General features: G+C 37.4%; 23 protein-coding genes and 1 pseudogene. 5 read left to right on the plus strand and 19 right to left on the minus strand.

All coding sequences use genetic code 11. The features are described 5' to 3' along the window. Positions 1–33: 33 nt before the first annotated feature. Positions 34–779, plus strand: a pseudogene (locus AAFX60_018125) (phosphatase). Between the two features lie 57 nt (positions 780–836). Here AAFX60_018125 and AAFX60_018130 read toward each other — a convergent pair. The 14 genes from AAFX60_018130 to AAFX60_018195 form a co-directional block, all read right to left on the minus strand. Beyond that, the gene (locus tag AAFX60_018130) at positions 837–2,009 is read right to left on the minus strand and encodes a hypothetical protein (GenBank protein XDF79091.1); all 1,173 of its coding nucleotides are present in this window, start codon (positions 2,007–2,009) and stop codon (positions 837–839) included. Further along, entirely contained in the window at positions 2,006–2,626 is a 621-nt protein-coding gene (locus tag AAFX60_018135) for an energy transducer TonB (GenBank protein ID XDF79092.1), read from the minus strand. Before AAFX60_018135 ends, AAFX60_018130 begins: the two co-directional genes overlap by 4 nt. Beyond that, entirely contained in the window at positions 2,626–3,030 is a 405-nt protein-coding gene (locus tag AAFX60_018140; GenBank protein XDF79093.1) for a biopolymer transporter ExbD, read from the minus strand. Before AAFX60_018140 ends, AAFX60_018135 begins: the two co-directional genes overlap by 1 nt. Beyond that, on the minus strand, positions 3,027–3,560 hold the full coding sequence (locus AAFX60_018145) for a MotA/TolQ/ExbB proton channel family protein (GenBank protein XDF79094.1): 534 nt from the start codon (positions 3,558–3,560) through the stop codon (positions 3,027–3,029). Before AAFX60_018145 ends, AAFX60_018140 begins: the two co-directional genes overlap by 4 nt. Continuing rightward, positions 3,560–4,912, minus strand: coding sequence for a MotA/TolQ/ExbB proton channel family protein (locus AAFX60_018150; protein XDF79095.1), 1,353 nt, complete (start codon positions 4,910–4,912; stop codon positions 3,560–3,562). The genes AAFX60_018145 and AAFX60_018150 overlap by 1 nt, the downstream gene beginning before the upstream one ends. A gap of 1 nt (position 4,913) precedes the next feature. Continuing rightward, positions 4,914–5,675 (minus strand): DUF3450 domain-containing protein, encoded by a 762-nt coding sequence (locus AAFX60_018155; GenBank protein ID XDF79096.1) that lies wholly within the window; start codon positions 5,673–5,675, stop codon positions 4,914–4,916. A gap of 72 nt (positions 5,676–5,747) precedes the next feature. Further along, on the minus strand, positions 5,748–7,763 hold the full coding sequence (fhuB, locus tag AAFX60_018160; protein XDF79097.1) for a Fe(3+)-hydroxamate ABC transporter permease FhuB: 2,016 nt from the start codon (positions 7,761–7,763) through the stop codon (positions 5,748–5,750). A gap of 2 nt (positions 7,764–7,765) precedes the next feature. Then, positions 7,766–8,710 carry an iron-siderophore ABC transporter substrate-binding protein gene (locus AAFX60_018165; GenBank protein ID XDF79098.1) on the minus strand — a complete coding sequence of 315 codons (945 nt, stop codon included), beginning with the start codon at positions 8,708–8,710 and terminating at the stop codon, positions 7,766–7,768. Then, complete coding sequence (locus AAFX60_018170) at positions 8,704–9,471, minus strand: ABC transporter ATP-binding protein (protein ID XDF79099.1); 768 nt, start codon at positions 9,469–9,471, stop codon at positions 8,704–8,706. The genes AAFX60_018165 and AAFX60_018170 overlap by 7 nt, the downstream gene beginning before the upstream one ends. Positions 9,472–9,584: 113 nt before the next feature. Next, positions 9,585–11,708, minus strand: a complete 2,124-nt coding sequence (locus AAFX60_018175; protein ID XDF79100.1) for a TonB-dependent siderophore receptor — start codon at positions 11,706–11,708, stop codon at positions 9,585–9,587. Positions 11,709–11,852: 144 nt separating this feature from the next. Continuing rightward, positions 11,853–12,752, minus strand: coding sequence for an AraC family transcriptional regulator (locus AAFX60_018180; GenBank protein XDF79101.1), 900 nt, complete (start codon positions 12,750–12,752; stop codon positions 11,853–11,855). Between the two features lie 140 nt (positions 12,753–12,892). Next, the gene (locus AAFX60_018185; GenBank protein XDF79102.1) at positions 12,893–14,503 is read right to left on the minus strand and encodes a PTS transporter subunit EIIC; all 1,611 of its coding nucleotides are present in this window, start codon (positions 14,501–14,503) and stop codon (positions 12,893–12,895) included. Between the two features lie 293 nt (positions 14,504–14,796). Next, entirely contained in the window at positions 14,797–16,392 is a 1,596-nt protein-coding gene (locus AAFX60_018190; GenBank protein ID XDF79103.1) for an ABC-F family ATPase, read from the minus strand. A 97-nt stretch (positions 16,393–16,489) separates the two neighbouring features. After that, complete coding sequence (locus AAFX60_018195) at positions 16,490–17,272, minus strand: helix-turn-helix transcriptional regulator (protein XDF79104.1); 783 nt, start codon at positions 17,270–17,272, stop codon at positions 16,490–16,492. A 98-nt stretch (positions 17,273–17,370) separates the two neighbouring features. Here AAFX60_018195 and AAFX60_018200 point away from each other — a divergent pair, with 98 nt between their 5' ends. After that, entirely contained in the window at positions 17,371–18,489 is a 1,119-nt protein-coding gene (locus AAFX60_018200; protein XDF79105.1) for a multidrug effflux MFS transporter, read from the plus strand. Between the two features lie 66 nt (positions 18,490–18,555). On the opposite strand, the gene AAFX60_018205 is transcribed toward AAFX60_018200, so the two are convergent. The 3 genes from AAFX60_018205 to AAFX60_018215 form a co-directional block, all read right to left on the minus strand. Next, on the minus strand, positions 18,556–18,960 hold the full coding sequence (locus AAFX60_018205; protein ID XDF79106.1) for a hypothetical protein: 405 nt from the start codon (positions 18,958–18,960) through the stop codon (positions 18,556–18,558). Between the two features lie 229 nt (positions 18,961–19,189). After that, positions 19,190–19,675 (minus strand): VOC family protein, encoded by a 486-nt coding sequence (locus AAFX60_018210; protein XDF79107.1) that lies wholly within the window; start codon positions 19,673–19,675, stop codon positions 19,190–19,192. 165 nt (positions 19,676–19,840) lie between these two features. Next, entirely contained in the window at positions 19,841–20,497 is a 657-nt protein-coding gene (locus AAFX60_018215; protein XDF79108.1) for a CatB-related O-acetyltransferase, read from the minus strand. Positions 20,498–20,586: 89 nt separating this feature from the next. Between AAFX60_018215 and AAFX60_018220 the strand changes: the two genes are divergently transcribed. Next, positions 20,587–21,495: a LysR family transcriptional regulator gene (locus AAFX60_018220; GenBank protein XDF79109.1), complete on the plus strand. Its 909-nt coding sequence runs from the start codon at positions 20,587–20,589 to the stop codon at positions 21,493–21,495. Between the two features lie 256 nt (positions 21,496–21,751). On the opposite strand, the gene AAFX60_018225 is transcribed toward AAFX60_018220, so the two are convergent. Further along, positions 21,752–22,945 (minus strand): acetate/propionate family kinase, encoded by a 1,194-nt coding sequence (locus AAFX60_018225; protein ID XDF80158.1) that lies wholly within the window; start codon positions 22,943–22,945, stop codon positions 21,752–21,754. Positions 22,946–23,254: 309 nt separating this feature from the next. On the opposite strand from AAFX60_018225, the gene AAFX60_018230 reads away from it, so the two are divergent. Both AAFX60_018230 and AAFX60_018235 read left to right on the plus strand, forming a co-directional pair. After that, the gene (locus AAFX60_018230) at positions 23,255–24,250 is read left to right on the plus strand and encodes a response regulator (GenBank protein XDF79110.1); all 996 of its coding nucleotides are present in this window, start codon (positions 23,255–23,257) and stop codon (positions 24,248–24,250) included. After that, entirely contained in the window at positions 24,250–25,212 is a 963-nt protein-coding gene (locus tag AAFX60_018235; protein ID XDF79111.1) for a diguanylate cyclase, read from the plus strand. Before AAFX60_018230 ends, AAFX60_018235 begins: the two co-directional genes overlap by 1 nt. A gap of 214 nt (positions 25,213–25,426) precedes the next feature. Here the strand turns inward: AAFX60_018235 and malG are convergent, their stop codons facing one another. After that, positions 25,427–26,317 (minus strand): maltose ABC transporter permease MalG, encoded by an 891-nt coding sequence (gene malG, locus AAFX60_018240; GenBank protein ID XDF79112.1) that lies wholly within the window; start codon positions 26,315–26,317, stop codon positions 25,427–25,429. Positions 26,318–26,376 lie beyond the last annotated feature (59 nt).

Consider the following 26,376-nt stretch of genomic DNA (forward strand, 5'->3'; position numbering starts at 1 on the left):
ACTGATCGCACTATTGTTATATGGAGGAAACAAATGCGCATTAAAGTAGATACACACACCCATACTTATGCTAGTGGCCACGCATACAGTACAATAATAGAAAATGCATTTGCTGCATCGCAACTCGGTCTACCTATGTTCTGTACAACCGACCACGCCTCTTCCATGCCTGGCGCACCCATTACTGGTTTTTTAATAACCAACGAGTTCTTCCTAGGTTTATACATAACGTTGCGATCGTTCGTGGCTGTGAAGCGAATATTTGCAATGATGGTGAAATCGATATACCACCTTCAGTTGACTCTCATCTCGATTGGGTCATTGCTAGCTTTCATGAGCCTGTATTTCCATCTAAAGATAGCCTAGTACACACTCAAGCATTGATCAAAGTAATACGTTCAAATCGAGTAGATGCTCTGGGACATTTAGGAAATCCAAATTTTGATTTTGATTTTGAGGCGGTTATTGCTTGTGCAGCAGAATATAATGTTGCTATAGAACTAAATAACACCTCACTAAAAGGGGAAACTAGAATTGGAAGTATTGATCGCTGTTATGAAATAGCTAAAGTCGCAAAAAGACTAGGCGCATACGTAACAACTGGCAGTGATGCGCACTTCTGTGAGGACATTGGTAAATTTAGTAAAGTTGAACAACTTATTGATGATATTGATTTTCCACTGGATAAAGTGATTACCCATACACCTAAACAATTTTTAGACTTCTTGGCGCTTAGAGGAAGAGCTCCAATTGAAGAATTTAAAAAATTAATGGTTTAAATAAATTAATCAGGAAAGTGTATTAGCACTTTCCTGACTTAAACTTAATTTAGCATACTAAGAATCTTCACTCACTTTTCTTAGATTTGATAGATAATTAACCCAGCCTTTTGTTTCATTTGTACTAGTAATATCATTGGCTTTTTTCGCCTTAATTAAGCTTTCTTCGATACGATTCAACTTATAGTATGCTTTTGCTTGTGCAAGTAAAACCGCTTGTTTTTTCTTAGGGTCCCTCACTTTAGCTAATGAAGCCAAAGCCAATTGGTACTCTTTTTGTTGAAGCAATAACTGAGCTTCTTGCCAATAATATCGTGGAGAAACTTTAGCCGCTTTCCCCCAATAAAAGATTGATTGCTGCCATTCTTTTGCTTGTTGCCAATACACAGCTTGTTCAACCAATAAATCAACATCTGTATTTGCTTTTGATAAACGCTTCAACGTAATAGCAGCTTGCTCTGGAATACTTTGCTTTGCATATAGCTGAGCTAATAACATAATATCTTGCTCAGGCAAGGGGAAGCCTTTTCTATCTGCTAATACCAAAACACTTAATGCTTGTTTTGTTTGATGTAACTGTAAATGTGCAGTCACAAGTTGACGCCACCATGTCAATTTTTCTGGTTCAAGTACAATGAGTCGCTCTAAAGTTGGGATCACAGATTTCCATTGTTTTAATTGCACTTGAGAGCCAAATTTTAGTGATAAAGGCGTTAACGAATCTGGTTGGCGATAAGATTCATATCGCTGAATCGCTTTTAGTGTAGAGCTAAATTCTGAGAGCTGATAATGAATTTGAGCTATTCTAAGCCAGAGTTCATTTCCTTTTTCATTCTTAGGTATAGATTTAACTAACTGATAGTAATGAGGGAGTGCTTTTTTATATTGTTGATCCATTAATAAAAGATCAGCAAGCATTCTCTCCGTTACCCATGCTTGAGTATCTTTTAGTTCTCCGCTGGATACTGCGTAGTCTAAATTTTTTATCGCTAACGATTTTTGGTTATTTTCCCAATAAAAAACGCCAAGCATACGCGCAACAAACGCTTTATCATAAGCTTTCGATGTATTGACACCATCAAGCACTTCTATTGCTTCATTTAACTTTTCTTGCTGTTGTAAGCTTTGTGCTCTTTGCACTTTATTAGCTGTATATTTGCTTAATTCAGCCGAATGTACATTCACAGCCCACGCAACTAACATGCTCATTAGTACTAATTTCTTCATCATTCGGCTAATTTAAACTCCAATCTTACGGTTTGGTTTTGCTGAATAATCGCTTTTCCTTCGACCAACTTAGGCTGATATTTCCACTGTTTTAACGCACGCATCGCATCACGATCAAATAGTCGTTTTGGCTTTGCTTCTTGTACAGAAATCGCAAATGGCTTCCCTGTTTCATCAATAGAGAATGACATAATCACATAACCTTCAATACGTCGTTTTAAAGCACGGCTTGGATATTTAGGTTCAACTCGATACAAAGGCATCGCTTGCTGATTTGTTTTAAAACTTCCAAATGTTGGGGCGCTAATTTTTAAACCATTAATTGCGGTATCTAAGCCAGATGAAGACATTGGTGTCACAGGCATCACTGAAGAAACTTCAGATTGAGACTGTGAAAACTTTGCTTCTGGCGGCTGCTCTAATGGTTTAGGCTGCTCTGGTACAGAACGTTGGCGACGCTGTATCTCACTTTCCGGTTCAACCATCATCATGGTAAAGCTTAACTGTTCACTTGCCTCTGGCTTTGCTTGATTACCATTATCAACCATCCATGCCATTAAAGAAAACAAAGCAATACTAATGGCAACAGCAATTGGCAACGCCATTAATAACCTAAACATTATCGCTTCTCCGCTGCTAATGCGATTTGCTTAACACCAGCACCTTTTGCAGCATCCATTACTTTTACAACCGTTCCGTTATAAGCATGTTCGTCAGCTTGAATCACTAATGAGGCTTCAGGTTGCTCTAATAGCAAATGTTCAAGAGTGGCTTGCACACGCTCTACATCTACTACTCTCTTATCGATATAAATGTCATTTGATGAATTAATCGCAACAAATATGCCTGCGTCTTTCTGGCTAACCACATTCGATGCTTCTGGTCGATTTACCTCAACCCCTGATTCACGTACAAACGAACTGGTTACAATGAAAAAGATCAACATAATAAATACGATATCCAGCATGGAAGTAAGATCGATTTGTGCTTCTTCTGTTTTTGTATCACGTCTTCCGAGTCTCATTTCGGACTCCTTAATGATTTTTCAAGTTTTAATTCACGTAAACGGCAGGTCTTTGAAAGTCGAGCGTGAACAAATAAGCCAGCTAGTGCTGCAACCATTCCAGCCATTGTAGGCAATGTCGCTAAAGAAATACCCGATGCCATTAGCTTAGGCTGGCTACTGCCTAATGTTGCCATCACATCAAACACGGAAATCATTCCTGTTACTGTGCCTAATAATCCAAGCATTGGGCAAATTGACACTAACCATTTAATAAAATTCAAATGCTGATTAAGTTCTATATGCGCTTGATTTAGCCAACTATCTCGAATTGCATGGGCATGCCAAGAATCATGCTCTTCACGTTGATGCCATTGCGAGATCCATAATTGACGTCGCTTTGGAAAGTAAAAAAACAAGTAAATTACTCGCTCAACGACAAACAACCAACATACAATGACAACAGCAGCAAGCCACCACAGAATGTGTCCGCCCTGCTCCATAAACTGCATTAAGGTATCAAGCCAATTATGTAGCCATGACACTACCATTAGATCTCATTTCCTACAGTCGATTTTGCTTGTTGTTTTTCAGCTTGAATCGCCACTAAACCAATACCTTGTTTCTCTAAAATACTACGAACATTTTCAGCTTGAGTGCTTAAGATATTGTGTGCAAACAGTAAGGGCATTGCTGCGACTAAACCAAGAACTGTGGTAACAAGTGCCATGGATATTCCGCCAGCCATCACTTTAGGGTCACCATTACCAAACTGAGTAATCACTTGGAAAGTTTCAATCATACCTGTTACGGTTCCTAATAGACCTAACATCGGTGCTAGTGCTGCAAGTAGCTTGAGCATTGAAAGTCCTTTTTCAAGTCCTTGCTGTTCATCGACTATCGCTTCTAATAGTCGTAACTCAAGAGACTCTACATTACGATGCTTTTCTTCATCATAAACAGATAAAATTCTTCCTAATGGGTTATCTGTAGGGGTTTCGGGTGTCTTTAACTGTTTTTTGATTTGCTGCTGTACAAGAGCAAGTTTACTTCCTCTAAATATCGCAATAATTAAGCCGATAACAAGTAAGGTAAGAATAATCTGACCAACGACACCACCTGCTTGTAATCTCTCAAATAAACTTGGCGTTAGTGTCAATTGATCTAGCATAAAACCTCTTGAAGGATCGACAATCATAGTCTCGACATTTCCTTCTGACAGCTCAGATAGAGAGTTTAGCCTTGGGCCATTTTCAGGTTGTTTGCTGTAATAAGTGGCATCTTGACGTTTACCATCCCAATGTAAATAACCTTGCTCAGAGATTAAGCCAATAGAACCAATACGGTACGCTAATTGTGGAGAGATATTCCCTTCTCCATCAATCACCTTTACCTCTGTTTCTTTTAATTCAGCACTTGCTTGGATCTGCTCATCCATACTTAGCCATAGATCCGTTAACTGAGGTAACGTAGGTAATGTTTTTGCAGCAACGATGCTTGTGACCGCCTGCGAATATTGCGTGCTATCCGCTCCAGTAACACTGGTTTGGTTTTCACTTTCTAATTCTTTTGCCGCTTGTCTAACCACGCCAAATAGCTCACCTAAGCTCCCTGTATCTAAGCGTAGTTTTTCTTCTTGTTTAGCTAATTCACCTTCATTTTTACTGAAAGTTTTAGCTAGCATATCGATTTGATTTTGAACCTTGCGTTTACGCTCTTCTAGCGCTTTCTTTTGAGCTAAGTATTCTTTCTCTGTTAATTTAAAACCAGACTCTCTTTGAGCATTATGTGTTGCTTGTTCTTTATTATGGGTCTGTGCACTCTTTGTTAACTCACTTTGAGCACTCGCAGTAAACGAAAGACTTAATAAACCGATGCAAAGAAGTTTTACTACATAATTCATTTTATTTCTTCTCCGCAATATTTAGTGATACAGGTAAAGTAAGCAAACTTGGGGCGATTTCTTTATTTGCGACCGCATAAGCTTTATCTAACTCAGAATTCAACGAGGAATCTAATAAGATCCACGCTTTTGCTTTCTGATCCCAAGTCCAATATTTATCTTGGTTAAAGTTACGCGCAATTAAGGATATGCGGCCTAAATAAAGGATATTTGCTTGAATTTTCTTACCATTATCAAAAGAAATTTCTCCCTGATAAACTCCAAGCTTGGTCCCATAATCTAGCTCGATTTGATACGCCTCTAAAATACGACGATATTTCTCAGCATCGCTCACATTCGCAATGGTCATCACTGTTTCTAACTTTTCAATACGCTGATAACGTTGTTCTGCACGAAGTGGCTTGTCATTTTTAACCGTATTTTTCAAACCATCGATCATTTTATACATCAAAGGCACAACACCTTGTCTTGTTTGCTCAATGTCTGAAATTTGTTGATTAATGTTCTTTAATTCACGATGCTGATCATCAACTAACGCGGTTAAATGCTTACGATAAACATCTAAATTTTTTAACTCATCTTCTAGTTGTTCAATATCAGCTTGATATGACAGTGTATTATCCGCACTCTTATTGATACGCGTTTGGCTTTGAGAAGCTTCGGTATTTGTTTTATTTTGAATTACTTGAGCCGAGCTTAAATCACTCGCGTTCGCAACTACCGTTTGGGTTATTGCTATCAACAGCAATGCTTTTTTCATCATAATCAAATTCTTTATTAAAAATAGTTTAGCTACTACCTTTACAGGTTAGCCATGAGTGAACTCTATAAGTCCTTAATATTTAGAACGCTGCCCTTTTATCAGCAAACCAATAAAATACAGCCCTCCGATCACTGAAACTAATGTTCCGGCAGCTATTTGGGATGGAAACAAAATATGCTGACCGAACCAATCCGCAATAATCATTAATAATGCTCCAATCAATGCCGCAACAATGATTTGTTCTTTGGCTTTTTTAGCTCCTAAAATAACCGCCATATGAGGAGCCAATAAGCCAATAAAAGCAACAGGGCCCATGGTAGCAGTAACCGCACCACAAAGTAATGCAACACAAATAAGCAATGCGATAAAACTCTTAGTTACGCTTAATCCTCTCGCTTGTGCGAACAATCGTCCTGCTGAAATTAACGTTAACCAGCGATGTGTCAGCAAAGCAAATATCAGTAATAAAACGATACAAACAAACAATATCAACGCTGATTGCGCCGATACTCGATACGTAGAACCTGCAAGCCAATTAAGCAAAATGTATGAATCTTCATTCCCCTTGGCTAATGAGAACTGAACTAACGCATCAATTAAGGCTGTTAATGCTATCCCTGTTAAAATCAGCATAGAGGGAGCATACCCATGTCGTTTACCTAAAATTAGTAGCAAAACTAAAACCGTTAAACTTCCACAAAAGGCAACTAATGGTGCAGCCTCAAAAATATTAAATCCTAAGAAAACACTACCACCAATCAGTGCAAAAGTGGCTCCCGCAGAAATTCCCAAAATATCAGGGCTCGCTAACGGATTATAAATCAGTCTTTGCAACAGCACTCCAGCAACCGCTAAACCAGAGCCTGCAGATAATGCAGTTAATAATCTTGGCCACTTCAACTCCCAACTAAATTCACTTGGAATAAGAACTGTCCATGGATGAAGTGTTTGAGTCGAATCTTTTGTTACTATCACGGCCAAAAATAACACCACAATTAAACCAAAGCCCAACGAAGGAATGAGCCATATTGGTAATATTGATTTTCCTTTTGGCAAGCTAATCGACAATTGATCTTGTGAACTCATGGTTCGACGTGTAAACCAAATCAATGCGGGTGCTCCAATCAACGCTGCCGCTGTTCCGCTTGGTACAATATCAGTTGTGTATTGGCTGATAATACTAGCTAAAAGATCAGTACCAACTAAAAGAGTTACCCCTAATAACAAACTAAAAAACAATTCATCTCTTGGGGTTCTTGCTCCTAGATGACGAGCAATATTCGGGGCTAATAATCCGATAAAACTAATTACCCCCACAGTTGTTATTGACGAAGCGACTAACCACAAGCCTAAGGCAAACAGTCCAAAGAAAGCAGGGATAACATTTAAACCACGAGCGGCAGCACCTACATTACCTAATCGTAGTAACGCAAGAATTCTTGGGGCAAAAACAAATATAAGTAGAGAAACAGAAAGCTTAGGAAGTAACCATTGCACTTGCTCCCATCCATTTTGAGCTAAATCACCAGCTCCCCAAATAAACAAATTCTTCGCATACTGATCATTTAGTAAAATAATTGCCGTCGCTACTGCACCCAGGAAAATATTAACTGCCATACCAGAAAGTACAATTGGTAGCCCAGATAAATTATTAACTCCGGCGATCGCAACAACCAATGCAAAAGTAATTAAGGCACCAAATAATGCAGCTATTGAAGCATAATCTGCAACATAGTCAGCAAACCATACATTCATTACAACGAGCGCTAACCATGCACCAGAAGCCGTACCTAACGTCATTGGCGACACAAGTGAGTTTTGAGTTAATTGTTGCATCAAACTACCCACTAAGCCCAACATCCCTCCAATTAAAATAGCCATTACCAAACGTGGTAATTGTGATTCAATAAAAATTATCTTACCAAAATCATCTAATGAAGAAGGGTTACTAATGACTTGTAGTATCGCATCAATTTGTTGAGGCAAACTCAACGTTGTATTCCATCGAAATGACATCCACACAACAAGAAATAGCGAAATAAAAGCCAATAAGTATCTAATGGGAGTGGTAATAAATGAATTAGGCATAATTACTTAACACTATTGCTCAACATTTTTGATTGAGGTGCTATCTCTAGCAAACTTTTAGCCAGTGCCTTTGCAGTATATTTAATCGACATTGCCCCACCATAACTCCAAACAGGTTCAACACTGCTAACCTTATTTGCTTTAACGAAAGGCATCGCATTCCAAATTACTGATTTATCTAATTTGCTTTCTTCATTAAAAGGCTCGATATACAACGCTATACCATCATTCACTTTTCTGAGTTCAGGTAATCGAATTTGAGTTACTCCCCATTGAGTACTCTTTTGAGGAATCGCACTTTCAAATCCAAGCAAATTTAAAGCATATTGAGCGGTTGAATTATCACCATAAAGATAAACAGAAGTCATATTTGCAAAACGAAACAAAGCTACTTTTGGCATTTTGGTTCCGTAAGCTTCGGCAAGTTGTTGCTTTAGTTGCGCTATCTCAACATCCATTTCAACTAATTTTTTCTGTGCTTCAGCTTCTTTTCCTAATACGACAGCAATAGCTTTAAAGTTATTAACTGCCATCAAACTATTATCATGATTTTCTGAATAAGTGTGAAAATACAAAACAGGTGCTATTTTTTCTAATTGAGGAATTAAATCCGCTTGAGGTGAAGCGACCAAAATAACATCTGGGTTTACTGCTGCAATCTTTTCAAAGTTAGGTTCTGCACGCATACCTACATCTTGCACATCACTTGGTATATCAGGTTGCACAACCCATTCTTTATATCCGGCAATATCGCTTACTGCCACAGGAGTAACACCAAGCTCTAGAACTTGTTCTGCGATATCCCAATTTAACGCGACGACTCTTTTAGGCACAGATTCTAAAACTTGCTCTCCTCTACTGTCTTGCACCACAAACTGAGCCATTGCCATGTGACTAAACAAAACAATAAAAAGAGAGGCAATAGTGGAAGTGAGATTTTTCAACATACGATAGCTACTTTATGGTTGTATTCAGGATGGTCGATAAGTTTGATAGATGTGGCATATAAATCGGACAATAGTGTCTCATCAAGTAAATGATGAGCTTTACCATGAAACGCAATGTCTCCACTTTTTAAGGCAATGATATCGGTGGCATAACGCAAAGTTAAATTTAAATCATGCAGAATAACAATGATGCCTTTTCCTGCTTTTTGATTCAAATCGCTCAGTAATTCCATTAATTGGTATTGATGATGGATATCCAAGGCTGACGTTGGCTCATCCAAAATTAAAATATCCGATTGCTGAGCAAGTAACATTGCAACCCAAGCGCGCTGTCTTTCTCCACCAGATAATTGATCCGCTAAAGTATTACGAAATTCGTTTACACCAGTTTTAAGCATTGAGTCTTCAATAATTACTGCATCATCTTTATTAAAACGACCAAGTACGCCACGCCAAGGATATCGACCTAAACGCACTAGCTCTTCAACATTAAGCCCTGCTACTTCAGGTAACTTTTGGGGCAGAAATGCCACTTTTTTAGCAAACTCTTTAGCGTTTAATGCCGTTAATTTTTGTTGGTTTAGCATGACTTCTCCTTCTTCAGGAGCAAATTGGTTCGCCAACAAATTAACCAATGTCGATTTCCCTGAGCCATTGTGTCCAAGAACAACGGTCAATGCATTTGGATCTATGGTTAGATCTTCCACATTCAAAATAACTCGTTCTTCTCTAACGACTTTAACATCTTTTAATTGATACATGCTTTCTTCTTCAATAAGCTTAGCTAATACTTATATTGTTCTCTGTTAAATAAAATGCAGAAAAGAAGTACGCAAGATCCACGTACTTCTCTCTATTTTTAAATCAACTTCACTTAGAAGTTATAATTAATGCTCAGTTCAACGGTTTGTTCTGCACCGTACCAACAGTTTGCTGAATCGTAACAGCTGTAATATTCAGTATTAAACAAGTTAGTCGCACTCAATTGAGCCGTTGCCCCTGTTAATGATTCACTGATCCCATCAAGCTCATAACCAATAGAAACATCAGCAAGCGTATAATCTGGTACTTTGTCCGTATTGGCTGCATCCATTTCCATTTCACCTACATAGCGTAAGCCACCACTGATACGCGTTCCAGTTAAGATACCATCATAAATGTAGTAGTTAGACCATAAGCTCGCCGCATGTGTTGGCACATAGATAGGTGTTTTACCTTCCAGATCATCATCTTTAGTAATTTCCATATCAATGTAAGTATAATTTACAGACATATCCCAACTATCTGTTATTAACCACTGACCTTGTAATTCTAAACCTTGTGATTTAACTTCACCTAGCTGCACTTGTTTTTGAAAGTCATCAGGATCTGCCATTAGCATATTTGATTTAACAATATTAAATACTGAAGCGGACGCCGTTTTTGTATAATCCGTCGAAGAGTATTTCACACCAATTTCAAGCTGCTCTGCCAATTCAGGATCATATGATTTCCCTTCTGAGCCTGCGACTGGTTCAAAGCTTGTCGCGTAACTAATAAACGGTGAAAAGCCACTTTCTAACTCATATAACGCCCCAACACGATATGAAAAATTATCAGTATTAGTTTCAGTTAATGAGCCATTATAATCATTAGAACCTTTAAATGAATCATAACGACCACCAGCAATTAAGATTAAACGATCAATTCGAATTTGATCTTGAGCATAAAATCCTAGCTGTTCAACTTTTACTTTATCCAAATACGCAGTACCAGAAAGACTATTTCGATCAATCATGTCATTGTTGGGACTAAAGATATTAAATCCTTTAACCTCTCCAAAGTCAGTATATATTGAATCACCATCCAGTTTTTGATAATCAATACCGAACAATAAATTATGTTCAACATTTCCAGCCATCACTCGACCTGATAACTGGTTATCAATGGTATAGCCCGTTGAGCTTTCATCAGTACTATAAGCATAACGAGTTAACTCACCAGTTGAGGGGTTAAAACCAGCTTCTACATGGTACGTATTTTCTTGGTACAACGACGCATTCATATAACGGAAATTTTGTAAGAACGACCAATTATTATTGAATTCATGGTTGATCTTATAGCCAGCCATAAAGAATTCACGTTCAAACGTACTCCAATTTTTATCACCTACAAATGTAGACGGATCTGTACTTCCATTTGGGTTATCGTAAATCATGCCTGAAGCTGGCATTGCAGAGTTCATTCCCATTGACGGGTCATTTTGATAATACATATTGAAGTTAATTAATGTACGATCACTAACTTGCCAATCAACCGACGGAGCTATTACATAACGCTCTTCTTCTGTGTAATCAACTTGACCGTCTTTTTGACGTGCTAATGCAATAAAACGATATGAAAAATCACTGTCACCAAATTGACCAGTTGTATCAATAGATGCTTCCACTAAATTACCAGTACCCGTCGCAACTTTTACGTCTGTACTTTTTTCTTTTTGTGGTGTTTTAGCAATCATGTTTACCATGCCACCAGGTGGCATAGAACCGTACAAAACTGACGTTGGACCTTTAAAAACTTCAATTTGCTGAATCGCAATTGGATCAATTTGTGGCTGTAAATTCCATCCATTTAAATATTGCAGAACCAAACCATCATAATAACTTTGGTTTACATCAAAGCCTCGAATGTTAAACGTATCGTACATCGTCACCGCACCACCCTTTTGTTCAGTGGTTACGCCAGGTACATAACGTAATGCTTCATTCAAAGATTTAACACTGCGTTGTTCTAATACTTCACCATCAAGTACAGTGATCCCTTGAGGGGTTTCTTCTGGTTCTAAAGATGTTTTGGTTGCTGTATTACGGTAGGCTTGACCAAATATTGAAATGGTTTCAACATCATCAGAAGCACTATCATCATTAGCCATTGCTGAAATAGGAAATAGAAAAGATGAAGCAATTGCTGTTGCCAAAAGAGTGACATTAAATTTTGAATATTCTGTAGATACGTTCATTATAATCCTGCTTACAACGCTTAAATCAAAATGCAAATGAGAATGATTCTCTTGCGCAAGAGTATAATGATTTATCCCTAATGAAAGTTAACAATTTGGTGCATGAAGAAAATTATTTATTGATAAATTGATTTATAATAAAAATCATAAACTGCGGATAGGCAACCAATATTCGACATCAATTATCCCTTGAGTCGTATCTGATCGATAAATTTCCAGATCAAAGCCCTCGATACCTTGATGGCCTGATGTCGGTAACCATTCAGATATAAGCCATTCAACAGATTTAGAAAAATCTTGTGCTGCACCTTTAAAGGGCAAAACAGCATACTCTTGTTCTGGAATCGTGATTATTTGTAAATCAGCTTTATGCAGGTTCAACTCATCAGTAGAAAGAGCGTCACAACTAATACCAGCCCAATAAAGTAAAGAGTCAGCATTCTCTTCACGAGTATCAATAACCGCATATTTCTGCTCTGGAATAGATGATAAACACGTAATATACGTATCTAATGCATTCCACACCGAAGGGACTTTTTCGATAAAATCTGGAGTGTCAGATAAAATACCTTGTACCCTTGTGCTTAATCCGAGCACTTTGAAACTGGGTTTATATTCAAGACGAACACGATAAAAATGTGAGTTAAGTAATGGGTCTGCATTTACTTGCTTTAAAAATGGTTTTTGAATCCCTATTTTTTTCGCTTGCTTTTGATATTCACGTGGTGATTTATGAAAGTACTGTTTAAATGCACGACTAAACGCAATTTCAGAAGTAAATCCATAAGAATAAGCGATATCTAGCATACGCTTTTTTTTATCCAGAACCTCCAATGCAGACATACTTAGACGTTGTTCTCGAACATATTGTGCAACATTCATACCTGTGTAATTCTGAAACACTCTTTGTAATTGCCATCTAGACCAACAACTCATTTCTGCTAAAATTTCGACAGTTAATGGCTTATCTATATTTTGGTGGATAAATACCAAAATATTCTCAATTCGATTAAACGATTTATCTATTTCAAAATCGGTCGACATATAAAACTCCAAACACATTAACTCTATATAGCTTACATTGTGTTCTATGGCTTATCAAAAACATAACCGAGAAAATAGTAAAATAAAAAACGGGAGACCCATTTGGATCTTCCGCTTTAAAAGTGAATCAAATAATACAGTTACAAATTGTACTTATCGAGAATCTGATTCTTATATATCTCCGCTTGTGTGCCGTAAATAATTTGAACACCATTACCAGAGCGGATTACCCCTTTTGCTTGTAGTGAACGCCAAACCTCGTCAGAAGCGACAATATCCGTGTCTTTTACTGTGACTCTCAAACGAGTAATACATGCATCAAGGCTCTCAATATTGTTAATGCCTCCGAGTTCCTTCACGATATCGTCAATTAATTCTGATGATTTGTTCTTTTTATAGCTGTCTCTTGTTTGCAGTTTATTATCGGCATCATTTCGCCCTGGAGTTGAATAATTGAACTTACGGATCATAAAGCTAAAGATAAAGTAATAAACCAGTGAATAAATTGGTCCTAAAATCAGAATCCATTGATAATCCGTTTTCTCTGTACCTTGTAATAGACCAAAGAAGGTAAAATCAATCAGACCTCTTGAGAAGGTAATGCCTACCGCCACATCTAGCATGTGCATTAACATGTAAGATAACCCCTCAAGTACGGCATGAATCGCATACAGTGCAGGAGCAACAAATAAGAAGGTAAACTCTAATGGCTCAGTAATACCAGTTAAAAATGACGTTAGCGCTGCCGAAATTAAAATACCTTTAACCACCTTTTTATTTTTGTTATCGGCACAACGATACATAGCAAAAGCTGCAGCAGGCAAACCAAACATCATAGGTAAAAAGCCACCTGTCATTGTTCGAGTTGCTTCAGAGCTAAAATGCGTTACTGTTGGATCAGCTAATTGTGCAAAGAATATTTTCTGACCACCAGAAACCATTTGCCCTGCCACTTCTTGTACCCCTCCTAGCTCGGTGTACCAAAACAGAGGATAAATCGCATGATGTAAGCCAAATACATTAAGAATACGCATTCCAGAGCCATAGAAAAATGTACCTATGTATCCCATAGCGGAGAATGCCTCACCTGCTGCAACAATGCTTTTAAAGATAGTTGGCCAAATAATCGGAAACAAAAATGCCAAAGGAATAAAGTAAAGCATTGTCATTACTGGAACTAAGCGGTTTCCACTAAAAAATGCCAAATAATCTGGTAACTGTTTATTTGAGTATTTATTCGTTAAATATGCTGCTAATAAACCACAGATGATCCCACCAAACACTCCAGTTTGTAAGGTAAACATTCCTAATTCATGCGTATAAAGAGATGACAGACCTACTGCTTCTACTGGGTCATATCCCAAAGCAATGAGTCCATCGACCGTTGTCGTTTCAGGCGTTAATCCTTGAAAACCTAATATTGTTCCAATAACGGTGTGAAATAATAAAAAACCAATCACTGCAGAAATTGCAGCTGTTTCTTTGTTTTTGTTTGCCATTCCGATTGCAACACCAACAGCAAATAAGAGCGGTAAATTCATAAAAACAAACAAACCGGCTTTGAAACACAGAATCAAAAATTGATTAGCCGCAGTACCGGGCTGTAAAAAGGTTAGATTATATGTATCAATCAGTGGTCCACTGGTAAACGCCCCACCAACACCCAGTAAAATACCAGCCATCGGCAACACTGCTATTGGTAGCATAAATGCTCGACCAATCCTTTGTAGCATTGAAAATATGTTTTCCATTTTTATCTCCAGTTAACAAATAGACCTAACCAATAACCAATCTGATTTTTATTTCATTAAATAAATTATTATGAAGTTATACTCCAAAAGATAACATTACGGAGTTTAACTTCAAGATGTAAAAGTTGTAATGTAGATCTACTTCAATGAATTTTTGATAAAACGAAAATTAAGTGTGATTTAGAGCGGATTAAATCGAGATGTGAGCATTTTTCGATAATGCCGAATTTAAAACAAAAAAAATGGAAGCGATGAGTCGCTTCCATTTAATTTTATTAAAGGGAAATCAGGAATTAACCTTTAAGACCTTGTTTCTTTAGGTATTCTTCGTATGTACCGTGGAAATCGTTCACGCCATCTTTTGTGATTTCGATGATGCGTGTTGCAATTGAAGATACGAACTGACGGTCATGAGATACAAACATTAATGTACCTTTGTAGTTCTCTAGAGCCAAGTTCAATGCTTCAATTGATTCCATATCCATGTGGTTTGTTGGTTCATCCATAAGAAGGATGTTTGGCTTTTGCATGATCAGCTTACCAAATAACATACGGCCTTGCTCACCACCAGAAATCACTTTAACTGATTTCTTAATGTCGTTTTGAGAGAAAAGCATACGACCAAGAATACCACGAACCACTTGCTCGTCATCGCCTTCTTGTTTCCATTGACCCATCCAATCTAACAGGTTTAGATCTTCTGCAAAATCATGGCTGTGATCTTGAGCATAGAAACCAATATTGTTGTTTTCAGACCATTTGATCATGCCTGACATTGGTTCCATTGCACCAGCTAACGTGTTTAAGAACGTTGATTTACCGATACCATTCTCACCGATGATCGCAATGCGCTCACCTACTTCAACCATTAGATTTACATCATTAATTAAGATGTTTTCGCCATAACCTTGCTTTAGACCTTCAACTTCTAATGCATTACGGAATAGCTCTTTCTCTTGGTCAAAACGAATAAACGGAGATTGACGGCTTGACGCTTTAACTTCATCAAGCTGAATCTTGTCTAGTTGTTTTTGACGAGATGTAGCTTGTTTTGCTTTTGATGCGTTTGCAGAGAAGCGGCTTACGAACGTTTGAAGTTCTGCCATTTGTGCTTTCTTCTTCGCATTATCAGCAAGTAAACGTTCACGAGCTTGCTCTGCTGCTGTCATGTACTCATCGTAGTTACCGTGGAACAGACGAAGTTCACCGTAATCTAAGTCAGCCATGTGTGTACATACTGAGTTTAAGAAATGACGGTCGTGCGAGATGATGATCATTGTACAGTTACGAGCAAGAAGAACGTCTTCTAACCACGCAATAGTGTGCATGTCCAAGTTGTTCGTTGGTTCGTCAAGAAGCATGATGTCAGGTTCTGCAAATAGAACTTGTGCTAAAAGAACACGAACTTTAAGACCAGGAGCAACCTCACTCATTAAACCGAAGTGCTGTGATTCTGGAATACCAAGACCTAATAGAAGTTCACCCGCACGAGCTTCAGCAGAGTAACCATCCATTTCAGCGAATTCAGTTTCTAAATCACCAACACGCATACCATCTTCGTCAGACATTTCTGGTAGTGCATAAATGCGATCACGCTCTTCTTTGATTTTCCATAATTCTTTGTGACCCATAATCACAGTATCAACAACTGTGTATGATTCAAAAGCGAATTGATCTTGGCCTAATTTTGCCATGCGCTCATTTGGATCCGTAGAAACCGTACCCGCAGATTGCTCTAACTCTCCACCTAAGATTTTCATAAAGGTAGATTTACCACAGCCATTCGCGCCGATTAAACCGTAACGGTTACCGTTACCAAATTTGATAGAAATATTTTCAAACAGTGGCTTATCGCCAAATTGCATTGTGATGTTAGCAGTCGTTAGCACAGTACATTCCAATTAGTGATCAATGAGACATAAAAAAGCTGGTACAAAAACCAGCTTTTCAAATTTAGGGGGAGTATAGCAGCATTTGTGATTTCCATCACTTTTTATTCTGTTTCTGCTTAATAAACGCTAGAGGTGTCTGCCCTACTTGCTTTTTAAAGAAGGAAATAAATGCACTGTCTGATGAAAAATCAAGCTGAAATGCAACATCACTTACTTGCGTATTCTCACACAGTAATTCGATTGATTTTAACACTCTCCATTGTTGCTTCCATTCCTGATATGACATTCCAGTTTCTTTTTTAAATAATCGAGTAATCGTTTTACTGCTCGCTCCTATCTTTTTAGACAGTGTTTGAAGATCTGGAGCGAGAAAATCCGGTTTCTTTACCTGCTCACTAAATGTGATTAAACGTTTTTCTGTCGGTAAAGGTAAGCTAAACGGTTGTTGATGTGCTTCATAAAAAGATTCCCAAAAGAGTGCAGTTGTGTGTAACGTTTCTGATTTGGGTTTATCCCATGCCCACATTGCCATCTTATTAATTAACGCTCTAAGTAATTCGTCTACCTCGATCATCATAATGTCTTCAGGACATGGGAACTTATCACAATCAAAATACAATGATCGGTATGCTACAACATTGGTCATAAAAGCTCGGTGAGGTGTATTAGCTGGTATCCAAACGGCTTTTGTGGGTGGCAAAACACACATTGAATGAGATAAAGCAAAACTCATACAGCCTTCAGGAGCATACAGTAACTGCCCTTTCTGATGATAATGCATACCTGAATCATGCCGACCTACATCAGCAGCAATACCAATCACATCCGCAGGCAATCTATCTGCATCAAATTTAGTTTCATCTGAAATAATAGCCATAATGTCCGAATCTTATTGTTTTTGATTTTAATGTTGTTAATAGAACAATCGTAATTAGAAATATACTGTTTGCCAAGTTAATTCACACGAGACACACAATGAACACAAAACCTTCACTCTGGCTTATGGTACTTCTTTTGATGTTTCCTCAAATAGTTGAAACCATTTACAGCCCAACACTTGGCTCAATAGCTGAGTCATTTGCCGTAAATTATTCACAGGCTTCACAAACCATTTCAATTTACTTTTCAGCTTTTGCTTTTGGTGTCGTGGTATGGGGAATATTAGCGGATAAATTAGGTCGCAGGCCCACCATGCTACTCGGGTTAGCCATTTACAGTTTAGCCGCCTTATCTGCTGTGCTAACAGACAGTTTTATTTATCTGATGATCGCTCGTGCTGTTAGTGCATTTGGTATAGCAGTAGGCTCAGTAATCACACAAACCATGCTACGTGATGTATTTAATACCAAAGAGCTCAGTAAAGTATTCAGTTTTATGGGAATGGGGATTTCTATTAGTCCCGTTTTAGGGATGCTACTTGGTGGTCAACTTACGCAATTCGGTGGATATCATTATGTATTTATTGCTTTATTTATTATGGCTCTAGTACTAGTTGCATATAACCTCGTGGCTTTACCTGAAACTCAAAAAACAAAGCAGCCTCTAGAACTAAAACGACTCGGGCTAAAAATGCTAAGAGATATCAATATCTGGCGTTCTGGTTGCCTTGTCGCTTTATTTAATATTGCTTTGTTTTCATATTACCAATTGGGAGCTTTTAAATTCGAGCAGTTAGGACTGTCCTCACAAGAGTTTGGTTATAGCGGGATCGTGTTAGGTCTAGGTACATTTATAGGGAGTTATTTAAATAAGTATCTTATTTCTAAACAAGTTTCATTACTGCGTTTATTGCAACTATCTGCCCTCTTATTGATTTCAGGTGGAGCATTAGTCACTTATTTAATCGATTCAATCTTGTTTTTACTGCCTATGATCTTAGTTGTTATGTCTTTTGGTATCGCCATTCCAAATATTCTTAGTGTGGCATTAATTGACTATAAACAACAAGCAGGTAGTGCTGGGGCTCTGTTTGGACTTATGTATTACTTAATGATAGGTGCAGGGCTTAGCTTGGCAGGCTCAGTTCAACACCTTGGCATTGTTTTACTGATGTGTGGAGTTATCTCATCTCTGCTTGTAGCTTTTAAAAAATAATAACATGCTCGCTCTTACATTAAATGAGCGAGCATATCTAATTTAGTGAATAGATTTAATATCTTATCAACGACTTACACGATAACCAATTAATGAAGGAACTTCACAATCCATGGTTTCTATATAGATATTTCGCTCTCTCCACATCACTTCCATATCATATAAACAAAATGAATATTGTTTAGGATCAATCACCCATTTATGTTTAATTTTTACTGATACAGATGTAAATAATTCATTATCATTTCCCCACCATACTAAAACTAAATACTTATAGTTATCACCATCATGATAAATAGCAAACGCGGCGGTTTCTCGCCAATTAATCTCTGATTGAGACTTAACTGTAGCAAGTCGTTTATTAAACATTGAGATATTAATTGGTTTATTTGTCGCTGATATTGTATAAATTTTAATTCCATCAATATCTATCCAATGCACATCACTTTCTATTGTTCTCGGTTGGTACATGACTCATCCCTAGCCTGTAAATAAAAGATATAAAACAGTTGTCATTATTATAGGTTATTGAAATATAATAGGATGACCAATCTATATTGTGTATAAATTAGCCACTAAAACCTTTGCAATGCGATCAACTACTCTTTTATCTGAGCTTTTATTGCAACAAATACTTCTAATAAAAATACAGTACATAAAAAAGGCCTAAACCGAAGTCTAAGCCTTAATCATCTTAATTTTACTCGTACTCAGCAGAATACGTTTCTTTATACGTATGAGAATAAAGTTCAAATAAGTTGCCAAATGGGTCTTCTAAATACACCATTTGTGATGTGTTGTTATCATCTTCTGGGTGGTAACGCATAATATCCATTCGTACTTTACCGCCAAACTCTTCAGTACGAGCGATCACGCCGTGGAAGTCATCTGTTTGAAGACAGAAATGGAAGATACCGATTCGCGAGAAATCAACTTCGTGACGTTCTTGGCACTCTTTCATTTCAAATAACTCAAAACCAATGCCGTCTTTCGTTAATAAGTGCGCAATATTGAAACCTTTAAAGCCTTCACCAAATACAGCAATACACATTCTGCCAATTGCGGTTTCACGCTCTTCTTCAACTTTTGTGTTACCCATTACCACTTCAAGACCAAGCGCTTTTGTGTAAAACTCTACCGCTTTGTCCATATCGCCAACCATGATGCCTACGTGATTCATTTTCATAATTTACCTCAAATTCAGTTTTATAATTCGTTGTTCGTTTCGATGAGGTAATAATAGTAAACTCATTGGATAATATAAAATTATCAATATTTATCATTTTAATAATTTATTGTTATAAAAAAAGTAAAGACTCAAACTAAATCAGAGCCTTTAAACTAATATCAATTAAGAGCGTACATTCTTCATGAAATACCGCTCTAATTCTTCAATTTGACCACTACATAGAATCTCCACTGCATTTTTAATGTGTTGCAGTGGCCAATCCCACCACTTTATGACTAATAATGTTTGAATTAGATTTTCATCAAATCGTTTTTTAACCACCACATTATTTCCTACCACAACGGAATAAGGTGCCACATTTTTAGTAATAACGGCTCTAGCTCCAATGATTGCACCATCTCCAATATGAACGCCAGGCATAATCATTGCCTCACTACCAATCCATACATCGTTACCCACAATGGTATCGCCAGATCTTTGAAAGCCATCTTTCACACCTTCGCCAAACTCTTTTTTTGAAAATGGAAATGTTGATATCCAATCGGCTCTATGTCCTTGATTGCCAGCCATCATAAATGTTGCCCCTGATGCAATAGAGCAAAATTTACCTATTCGGAGTTTATCAATCTCTCCAAACTGTCCGCTCTCCCACATCTCTTGTGTAGAAGCATCTCCTAATAAGTAACGAACAGCTTGCTCCTCAAAGGTCTTAGAATGATAAAACCCCGAATAATAGCTATAATCTCCAACTTCAATATTTGGGTTCTTAACCTGTTCTTTGAGGTTTTGACCCTCAAGCCAACTATTAAACGCTTCCATTTATTCTTTCTCTTAAATTAATCTTGCTGAAAGTATAATCAGTCTCTATTATTTCCAGTAGAGACCATTTAGATAAACAGAATTACCATATGGAAATAAAGTGGCTTAACTATGTCCCTATTTATGTCGCCTTATGTGAAGAAAAAAGCATTGCTGGAGCAGCGAAAAGATTAAAGTGCTCGAATGCACACATAAGTAGACAACTACAACAATTAGAAAGCATTTTATCTGTTCAACTCATTCACAGAACAACGCGACAATTCAATCTTACTTATGATGGAATTAAGTTTTACAAACAAGCAAAGCATCTACTAGACAGTGCCGAAACCATCAACGCAAAATTATTATCACCAGAAAGCATGGCTGGCAAATTACGTATTGCTGCTTCTGCGTCATTTGGTTCGATATTACTAACAGAGCCCCTCGCTAAGTTCTGTCGAACATACCCGAAAATAGATATTGAAGTTATTTTTACAGAAAGTCCTCTGGATCTTATCGAGTCTGGTTTTGATGTAGCTTTTTATCTGACTAATTCCCCACCGGAAGGTTATGTAGGTCATTATTTTCGCTCATTGCAGTGCAAACCCTTTGCTCATATAAATTATATGCAGAACCAAGGGGAAATTACCCACCCTTCACACCTAAATAAGTTAAACCATATTCTTTATAAAAATACGGATTTCACATTAAATAATTGGACATTTAATAAGATAGAATCAAAAGAGAATATAGCGATTAATCTTGAAGGATCTTTTAGCGTTAATTTGGTTGCATCTATGGTAGACGCAATGCTAAATGAGTGCGGTGTTGCTATGTTGGATGAGTTAGCGTTGTCTAAATTATCACCAACAAAAAGAAATGAAATCGTTCAATTAATCCCAAGTTGGGAAACACAACCAATACTCCCTTTATATCTTCTCTATCCTAAAAGAAAACATTTACCTCAACGAACAAAACTATTCGTTGATTTCTTTCGAGATTACTTAGGTAATATTTAATAAAAGCAATATGTTACCAACCAATCAACCTTCTGAAAAACAAAAAGCGAGCCATCATAGCTCGCTTTTGAAAATTCTGTATATTATACCAATCGTAGTAAATAACTGATCGCTCTAGCTTGTTAAAAGGCTCGATAACTACGTTAGAATTTTTGATTGTAGAGTAACTACTTATCGAAAAATTCTGCCTTATTCTCAAGCCTTTTTCCTTCGCTATTTCTAATCACTTACTCACTGTGATTGGTATTAGAAGAAATTACAGCAATTCAACCGATTGTTGAGCAATTACGAATTCTTCATTGGTTGGGATAACCATAGCAACAGCGTTCAGCATTTCTGATTTAGCAATAATGCCATCAGCGCCAAAACGAGCACCTTCGTTACCTGCAACATCTTCAACAAAACCAAGAATCTTAAGGTTATTTAAGATCTCACGACGGATTGGTAATGAGTTCTCACCGATACCACCAGTGAAAATGATGCCATCTAAAGAATCTAATGCAGCTAGGTAAGAAGCCACGTACTTAGCAACACGGTATGTAAACACTTGGAATGCTAGTGTCGCACCTTCGTGTCCCTCTTCCATTGCTTCAAGGATACCACGAGCATCACTTGTTAGACCGGACACACCTAGGAAGCCAGACTCTTTGTTTAGAGAGTTAAACACTTGCTCTTGTGACCAACCTTTCTTAAGTAGGTATTCAATGATACCTGGGTCTAAGTCACCACAACGTGTACCCATCATTAGACCTGAAAGCGGAGTGAAGCCCATTGATGTGTCTACACTGTTACCGTCTTTAATTGCACAAACTGATGCGCCATTACCTAGGTGAACAGAAATAAAGTTCGACTCTTCAATCGGTTTATTGATCATTTTTGCAGCTTCACGGCTTACAAAGTAGTGACTTGTACCGTGGAAACCATAACGACGAACACCAAAATCAGTATATAACTCTTTAGCAATAGCACCAGTGTATGCACGCTTAGGCATAGTTTGGTGGAACGCTGTGTCAAATACCGCAAATTGAGGGAGAGAAGGGAAGGCTTCAACAGCAGCACGAATGCCAATAGCGCCAGCTGGGTTATGAAGAGGAGCTAAGTCAGATAGACTTTCAATTTCTTTTGTTACTTCTTCATTAATACGAACTGTCTTAGTAAATTTTTCACCGCCGTGAACGATACGGTGACCGATAGCAACGATACCATCAGTAAAACCTAACTCTTCTGTTAGACCTACTAATTTACCAATAGCTATCTTATGGTGGTTTTCATTACCTTCAATGGCAATTTCTGTTTTCTGTCCTTGATACTTCCAGCTCATACGAGCATCTTCAAGGCCAAAACACTCACCTAACCCGCTTAATACTGCATCACCAGAAACAGAATCGATTACAGCAAACTTAAGTGAAGAGCTGCCTGAATTGATAACTAATACGTATTCGTTGTTCATCATTATTCTCTTTTATAGATATGTAGGTTGCACATTAGAGTCGTGCCTTTTGTTGCTACAACCCATTATTCAACTATTTTTTAATGATTCAACTTTTGTTTTAGCACCTATCTACATTTTTGTCATAAACATGTCTTAGATCAATTTTTGAGAAATTATTTTTTAACTATGTAAACGTTTTCTTTAAATAAATTTTACAAACATTCTGTTAACTAGCTCGTACTTGAATTATTCAATATAGGATATTTATTGATTTGTAACTAACATCACTTAGGATGATGTAACGACTGTAATTAACTAAAAATAATAATGAAAATATTAATTTGCGATGATTCAAAAATCGCTCGGAAATCATTAGCTCGTAATATAAAAAACACCAGTGAAGTTAATGTTTTCTATGCTGAAAATGGTAAAGAAGGATTACAAACTTTATCTGAGCATGGCATTGATGTTCTCTTTCTTGACCTTACCATGCCTATCATGGATGGCTTTGAAGTATTGGCTTCTTTACCGGTAAATTCTTATCAAACTCATATCATTGTTGTCTCTGCTGATATACAAGAAAAAGCCAGACAACGATGCTATGAGCTTGGTGCAAAAGAGTTTATTGAAAAACCATTTAGCAATGACGTTATTCAACAAGTATTTAAAAAATATCAAATACCATTACTCAACACCGCTGCAACTTCTCAATCAAAGAGAGCAAAAAACAGTTCATCCATTGACATTATCTCCAGTATTAAAGAAATCAGTAACGTTGCTCTTGGTGCCAGCGCTGCTCTTATTTCTGAACAATTTGATCGCTTCATTGATATGCCTCTACCCAATGTCGCTACATTGCATCGTTCTGAATTAAAAATGGTTCTTCAAGATATTATTAATAACTCTGAGTACCGAGCTATCTCTCAACGTTTTGTTGGATATGGGATCAACGGAGAGGCGCTTGTTTGTTTACATGGTGATAATTTAAAAGAATTACTTAGCGTTAATGACAGCGGTAAAAATACAACGACCAATGAAGCCATTCTTGATATCGCTAACCTACTTGTCTCTGCTTTTCTCTTATCTTTTAGCAAACAATTGGACATCGCCATTTCTTTACGCCAACCCAGCGTTTTAAATAGTGATCAATTAAAAACAGCACTCAAAGATAACCATCAGTTTTTAGGGGAATATGAGAAAGATATTTTTACTATTGAGTTTGTTTATTCTGCAGAAAGTATGGATTTAAAATGTGATGTTATCTTCTTAATGGATAACGATTCTTTGTCTGCCATTAAATCAATTTTAGAGAGTGTTTTATAATGAATTCTGATATGAGTGATTTTCATTGGGCCATGCAGATCATTGGTGATTTAGATGCAGGCTTAATTGTGGTAGATAAAAATTTTAAGGTGTGTGCTTGGAACAACTTTATGCAATCTTACAGCGGCATTACCGCTGAGAAAATTCTTAACCATAATCTATTTGAAGTAGTTCCTGATTTACCAAAATCTTGGTTAGTTAAAAAAGTCATGACCTCCTTTAGTTTAAATACTCGTGGTTTCTCCTGTTGGGAAGATAGGCCTTATCTATTTAAATTTAAGAACTTTACGCCTATTTCGAATGGATTAACCGAGATGCGCCAAAACATTACGTTTTCTCCTCTAACAGACGTAAATGGTAACGTTTCACACATCAGTTTGATCATTCATGACGTTACCGAAATTGCAAAAAACACATTACACCTAGAAAATTCCAACCACCAGCTTTCTACGTTAAGTAAAATCGATGGCTTAACACAGCTTTATAATCGTGCTTATTGGGAATCATGCTTAAAGAAAGAATTTAATGAAGCAAGAGCGGCGGAAAGAGTGTCATCCATTGTGATGTTTGATATTGACCACTTTAAGAAGGTCAATGATAACTTTGGGCATACTGTAGGTGATGATGTGATTCGTGATGCCGCTGAACTGTTAAGAAAAACCTCTCGTAACACAGATATTTGTGGGCGATATGGTGGTGAAGAGTTTACCGTTATTCTGCCATATACAAACGCTGAGCAAGCTTTCTATTTCACTGAGCGTTTACGTAAACGCATTGAAAACAGCACCATTTCAACTGAAAATGAAGAGATTCATTATCGAGTTAGTTTAGGTATTTGTGAGCTATCAAACGAACATCCTGATCACTTATCGTGGCTAGAAGCGGCTGATAAAGCACTTTACTATTCAAAAGAGAATGGACGAAATCAATCTAACGTGTTTTGCACTACCTTAATGCCATAAATCACTTCTATCCATTTTATCTAGACAGAAAAAAACCGAAGTGATAATACTTCGGTTCTGATTACAACAAGTAAAGTCGCTTCCTGCAACACTTACCCAGCTATGCGTAATGCCAATATTGCGCTGAACACTTTACCGATCGGCGACCAAACCATCATAAAGCTCTTCACGCAGTGGACCCTGCCCAAAAATGTACGGGTCCGTATAATTATCGTTATCCTTTTACACCACCGGCTGTCAAACCACCTACGAGGAACTTCTGAGCTAGTAAGAAAACCAATGTAATAGGTAATGCTGATAATACTGCAGCGGCCGCAAAATCACCCCATAAGTAGTTCTGAGGGTATAAATATTGTTGCATACCAACTGCTAATGTGTATGAGTTTACATCAGAAAGTAGTAAAGATGCTACAGGAACCTCAGTAATTACACCAATAAATGACAAAATAAACACAACAGCCAAAATTGGAACAGATAATGGCAGTAAAACAAGACGGAAAGCTTGCCAAGGCGTAGCACCATCTAATGCGGCCGCTTCTTCTAACGAACCATCAATCGTTTCAAAGTACCCTTTAATCGTCCATACGTGCAGTGCGATCCCACCAAGATAGGCGAAGATCAAGCCACCATGCGTATTTAAGCCTAAGAATGGTATGTACTGACCTAACTTATCAAATAAGGCATACAGAGCAACCAGAGCCAATACCGCAGGGAACATTTGGAAGATCATCATACCTTTTAGTAGTGTTTCTTTACCTTTAAAACGCAGACGGGCAAAGGCATAAGCACTGGTGGTTGATAAAGCAACAATTAATACAGAACTGATTGCTGCAATTTTAACTGAGTTCCATAACCAAGTTAACACAGGGAATGGAGGCTGAGTGGTTGACCCATCAGCATGCTCAACGGCAATACCTAGTGCAAGTTTCCAGTGCTCTAATGATGGGCTTTCTGGAATAATACTGCCTGTTGCAAAGTTACCTTCACGGAATGAAATCGTAATAACCATCAATAATGGGAAAATGATCATTGCTAAGAAAATCCACATTGCAATGTGTGTTGCCCAAACGCGATATTTTAAGTTTTTTCCTTGAACCATTGGCATATCAATGAATCCTTATTTTTTGAAGTTAAGTAGCTAAATATCACTTTAGATAAATAGCT

It is taken from the genome of Aliivibrio fischeri (assembly GCA_038993745.2).
Lineage (GTDB): Bacteria > Pseudomonadota > Gammaproteobacteria > Enterobacterales > Vibrionaceae > Aliivibrio > Aliivibrio fischeri_B.

What these genes read in the sequence shown, in the direction of transcription:
- AAFX60_018220 (XDF79109.1), top strand. Translation starts at nt 20,587, where the DNA reads ATGGAAATAAAGTGGCTTAACTATGTCCCTATTTATGTCGCCTTATGT.
- AAFX60_018170 (XDF79099.1), bottom strand. Translation starts at nt 9,471, where the DNA reads ATGTATCAATTAAAAGATGTTAAAGTCGTTAGAGAAGAACGAGTTATT.
- AAFX60_018205 (XDF79106.1), bottom strand. Translation starts at nt 18,960, where the DNA reads ATGTACCAACCGAGAACAATAGAAAGTGATGTGCATTGGATAGATATT.
- AAFX60_018130 (XDF79091.1), bottom strand. Translation starts at nt 2,009, where the DNA reads ATGATGAAGAAATTAGTACTAATGAGCATGTTAGTTGCGTGGGCTGTG.
- AAFX60_018185 (XDF79102.1), bottom strand. Translation starts at nt 14,503, where the DNA reads ATGGAAAACATATTTTCAATGCTACAAAGGATTGGTCGAGCATTTATG.
- AAFX60_018180 (XDF79101.1), bottom strand. Translation starts at nt 12,752, where the DNA reads ATGTCGACCGATTTTGAAATAGATAAATCGTTTAATCGAATTGAGAAT.
- AAFX60_018230 (XDF79110.1), top strand. Translation starts at nt 23,255, where the DNA reads ATGAAAATATTAATTTGCGATGATTCAAAAATCGCTCGGAAATCATTA.
- AAFX60_018175 (XDF79100.1), bottom strand. Translation starts at nt 11,708, where the DNA reads ATGAACGTATCTACAGAATATTCAAAATTTAATGTCACTCTTTTGGCA.
- AAFX60_018215 (XDF79108.1), bottom strand. Translation starts at nt 20,497, where the DNA reads ATGGAAGCGTTTAATAGTTGGCTTGAGGGTCAAAACCTCAAAGAACAG.
- fhuB (XDF79097.1), bottom strand. Translation starts at nt 7,763, where the DNA reads ATGCCTAATTCATTTATTACCACTCCCATTAGATACTTATTGGCTTTT.
- AAFX60_018195 (XDF79104.1), bottom strand. Translation starts at nt 17,272, where the DNA reads ATGGCTATTATTTCAGATGAAACTAAATTTGATGCAGATAGATTGCCT.
- malG (XDF79112.1), bottom strand. Translation starts at nt 26,317, where the DNA reads ATGCCAATGGTTCAAGGAAAAAACTTAAAATATCGCGTTTGGGCAACA.
- AAFX60_018165 (XDF79098.1), bottom strand. Translation starts at nt 8,710, where the DNA reads ATGTTGAAAAATCTCACTTCCACTATTGCCTCTCTTTTTATTGTTTTG.
- AAFX60_018135 (XDF79092.1), bottom strand. Translation starts at nt 2,626, where the DNA reads ATGTTTAGGTTATTAATGGCGTTGCCAATTGCTGTTGCCATTAGTATT.
- AAFX60_018155 (XDF79096.1), bottom strand. Translation starts at nt 5,675, where the DNA reads ATGATGAAAAAAGCATTGCTGTTGATAGCAATAACCCAAACGGTAGTT.
- AAFX60_018145 (XDF79094.1), bottom strand. Translation starts at nt 3,560, where the DNA reads ATGGTAGTGTCATGGCTACATAATTGGCTTGATACCTTAATGCAGTTT.
- AAFX60_018225 (XDF80158.1), bottom strand. Translation starts at nt 22,945, where the DNA reads ATGAACAACGAATACGTATTAGTTATCAATTCAGGCAGCTCTTCACTT.
- AAFX60_018140 (XDF79093.1), bottom strand. Translation starts at nt 3,030, where the DNA reads ATGAGACTCGGAAGACGTGATACAAAAACAGAAGAAGCACAAATCGAT.
- AAFX60_018200 (XDF79105.1), top strand. Translation starts at nt 17,371, where the DNA reads ATGAACACAAAACCTTCACTCTGGCTTATGGTACTTCTTTTGATGTTT.
- AAFX60_018235 (XDF79111.1), top strand. Translation starts at nt 24,250, where the DNA reads ATGAATTCTGATATGAGTGATTTTCATTGGGCCATGCAGATCATTGGT.
- AAFX60_018210 (XDF79107.1), bottom strand. Translation starts at nt 19,675, where the DNA reads ATGAAAATGAATCACGTAGGCATCATGGTTGGCGATATGGACAAAGCG.
- AAFX60_018150 (XDF79095.1), bottom strand. Translation starts at nt 4,912, where the DNA reads ATGAATTATGTAGTAAAACTTCTTTGCATCGGTTTATTAAGTCTTTCG.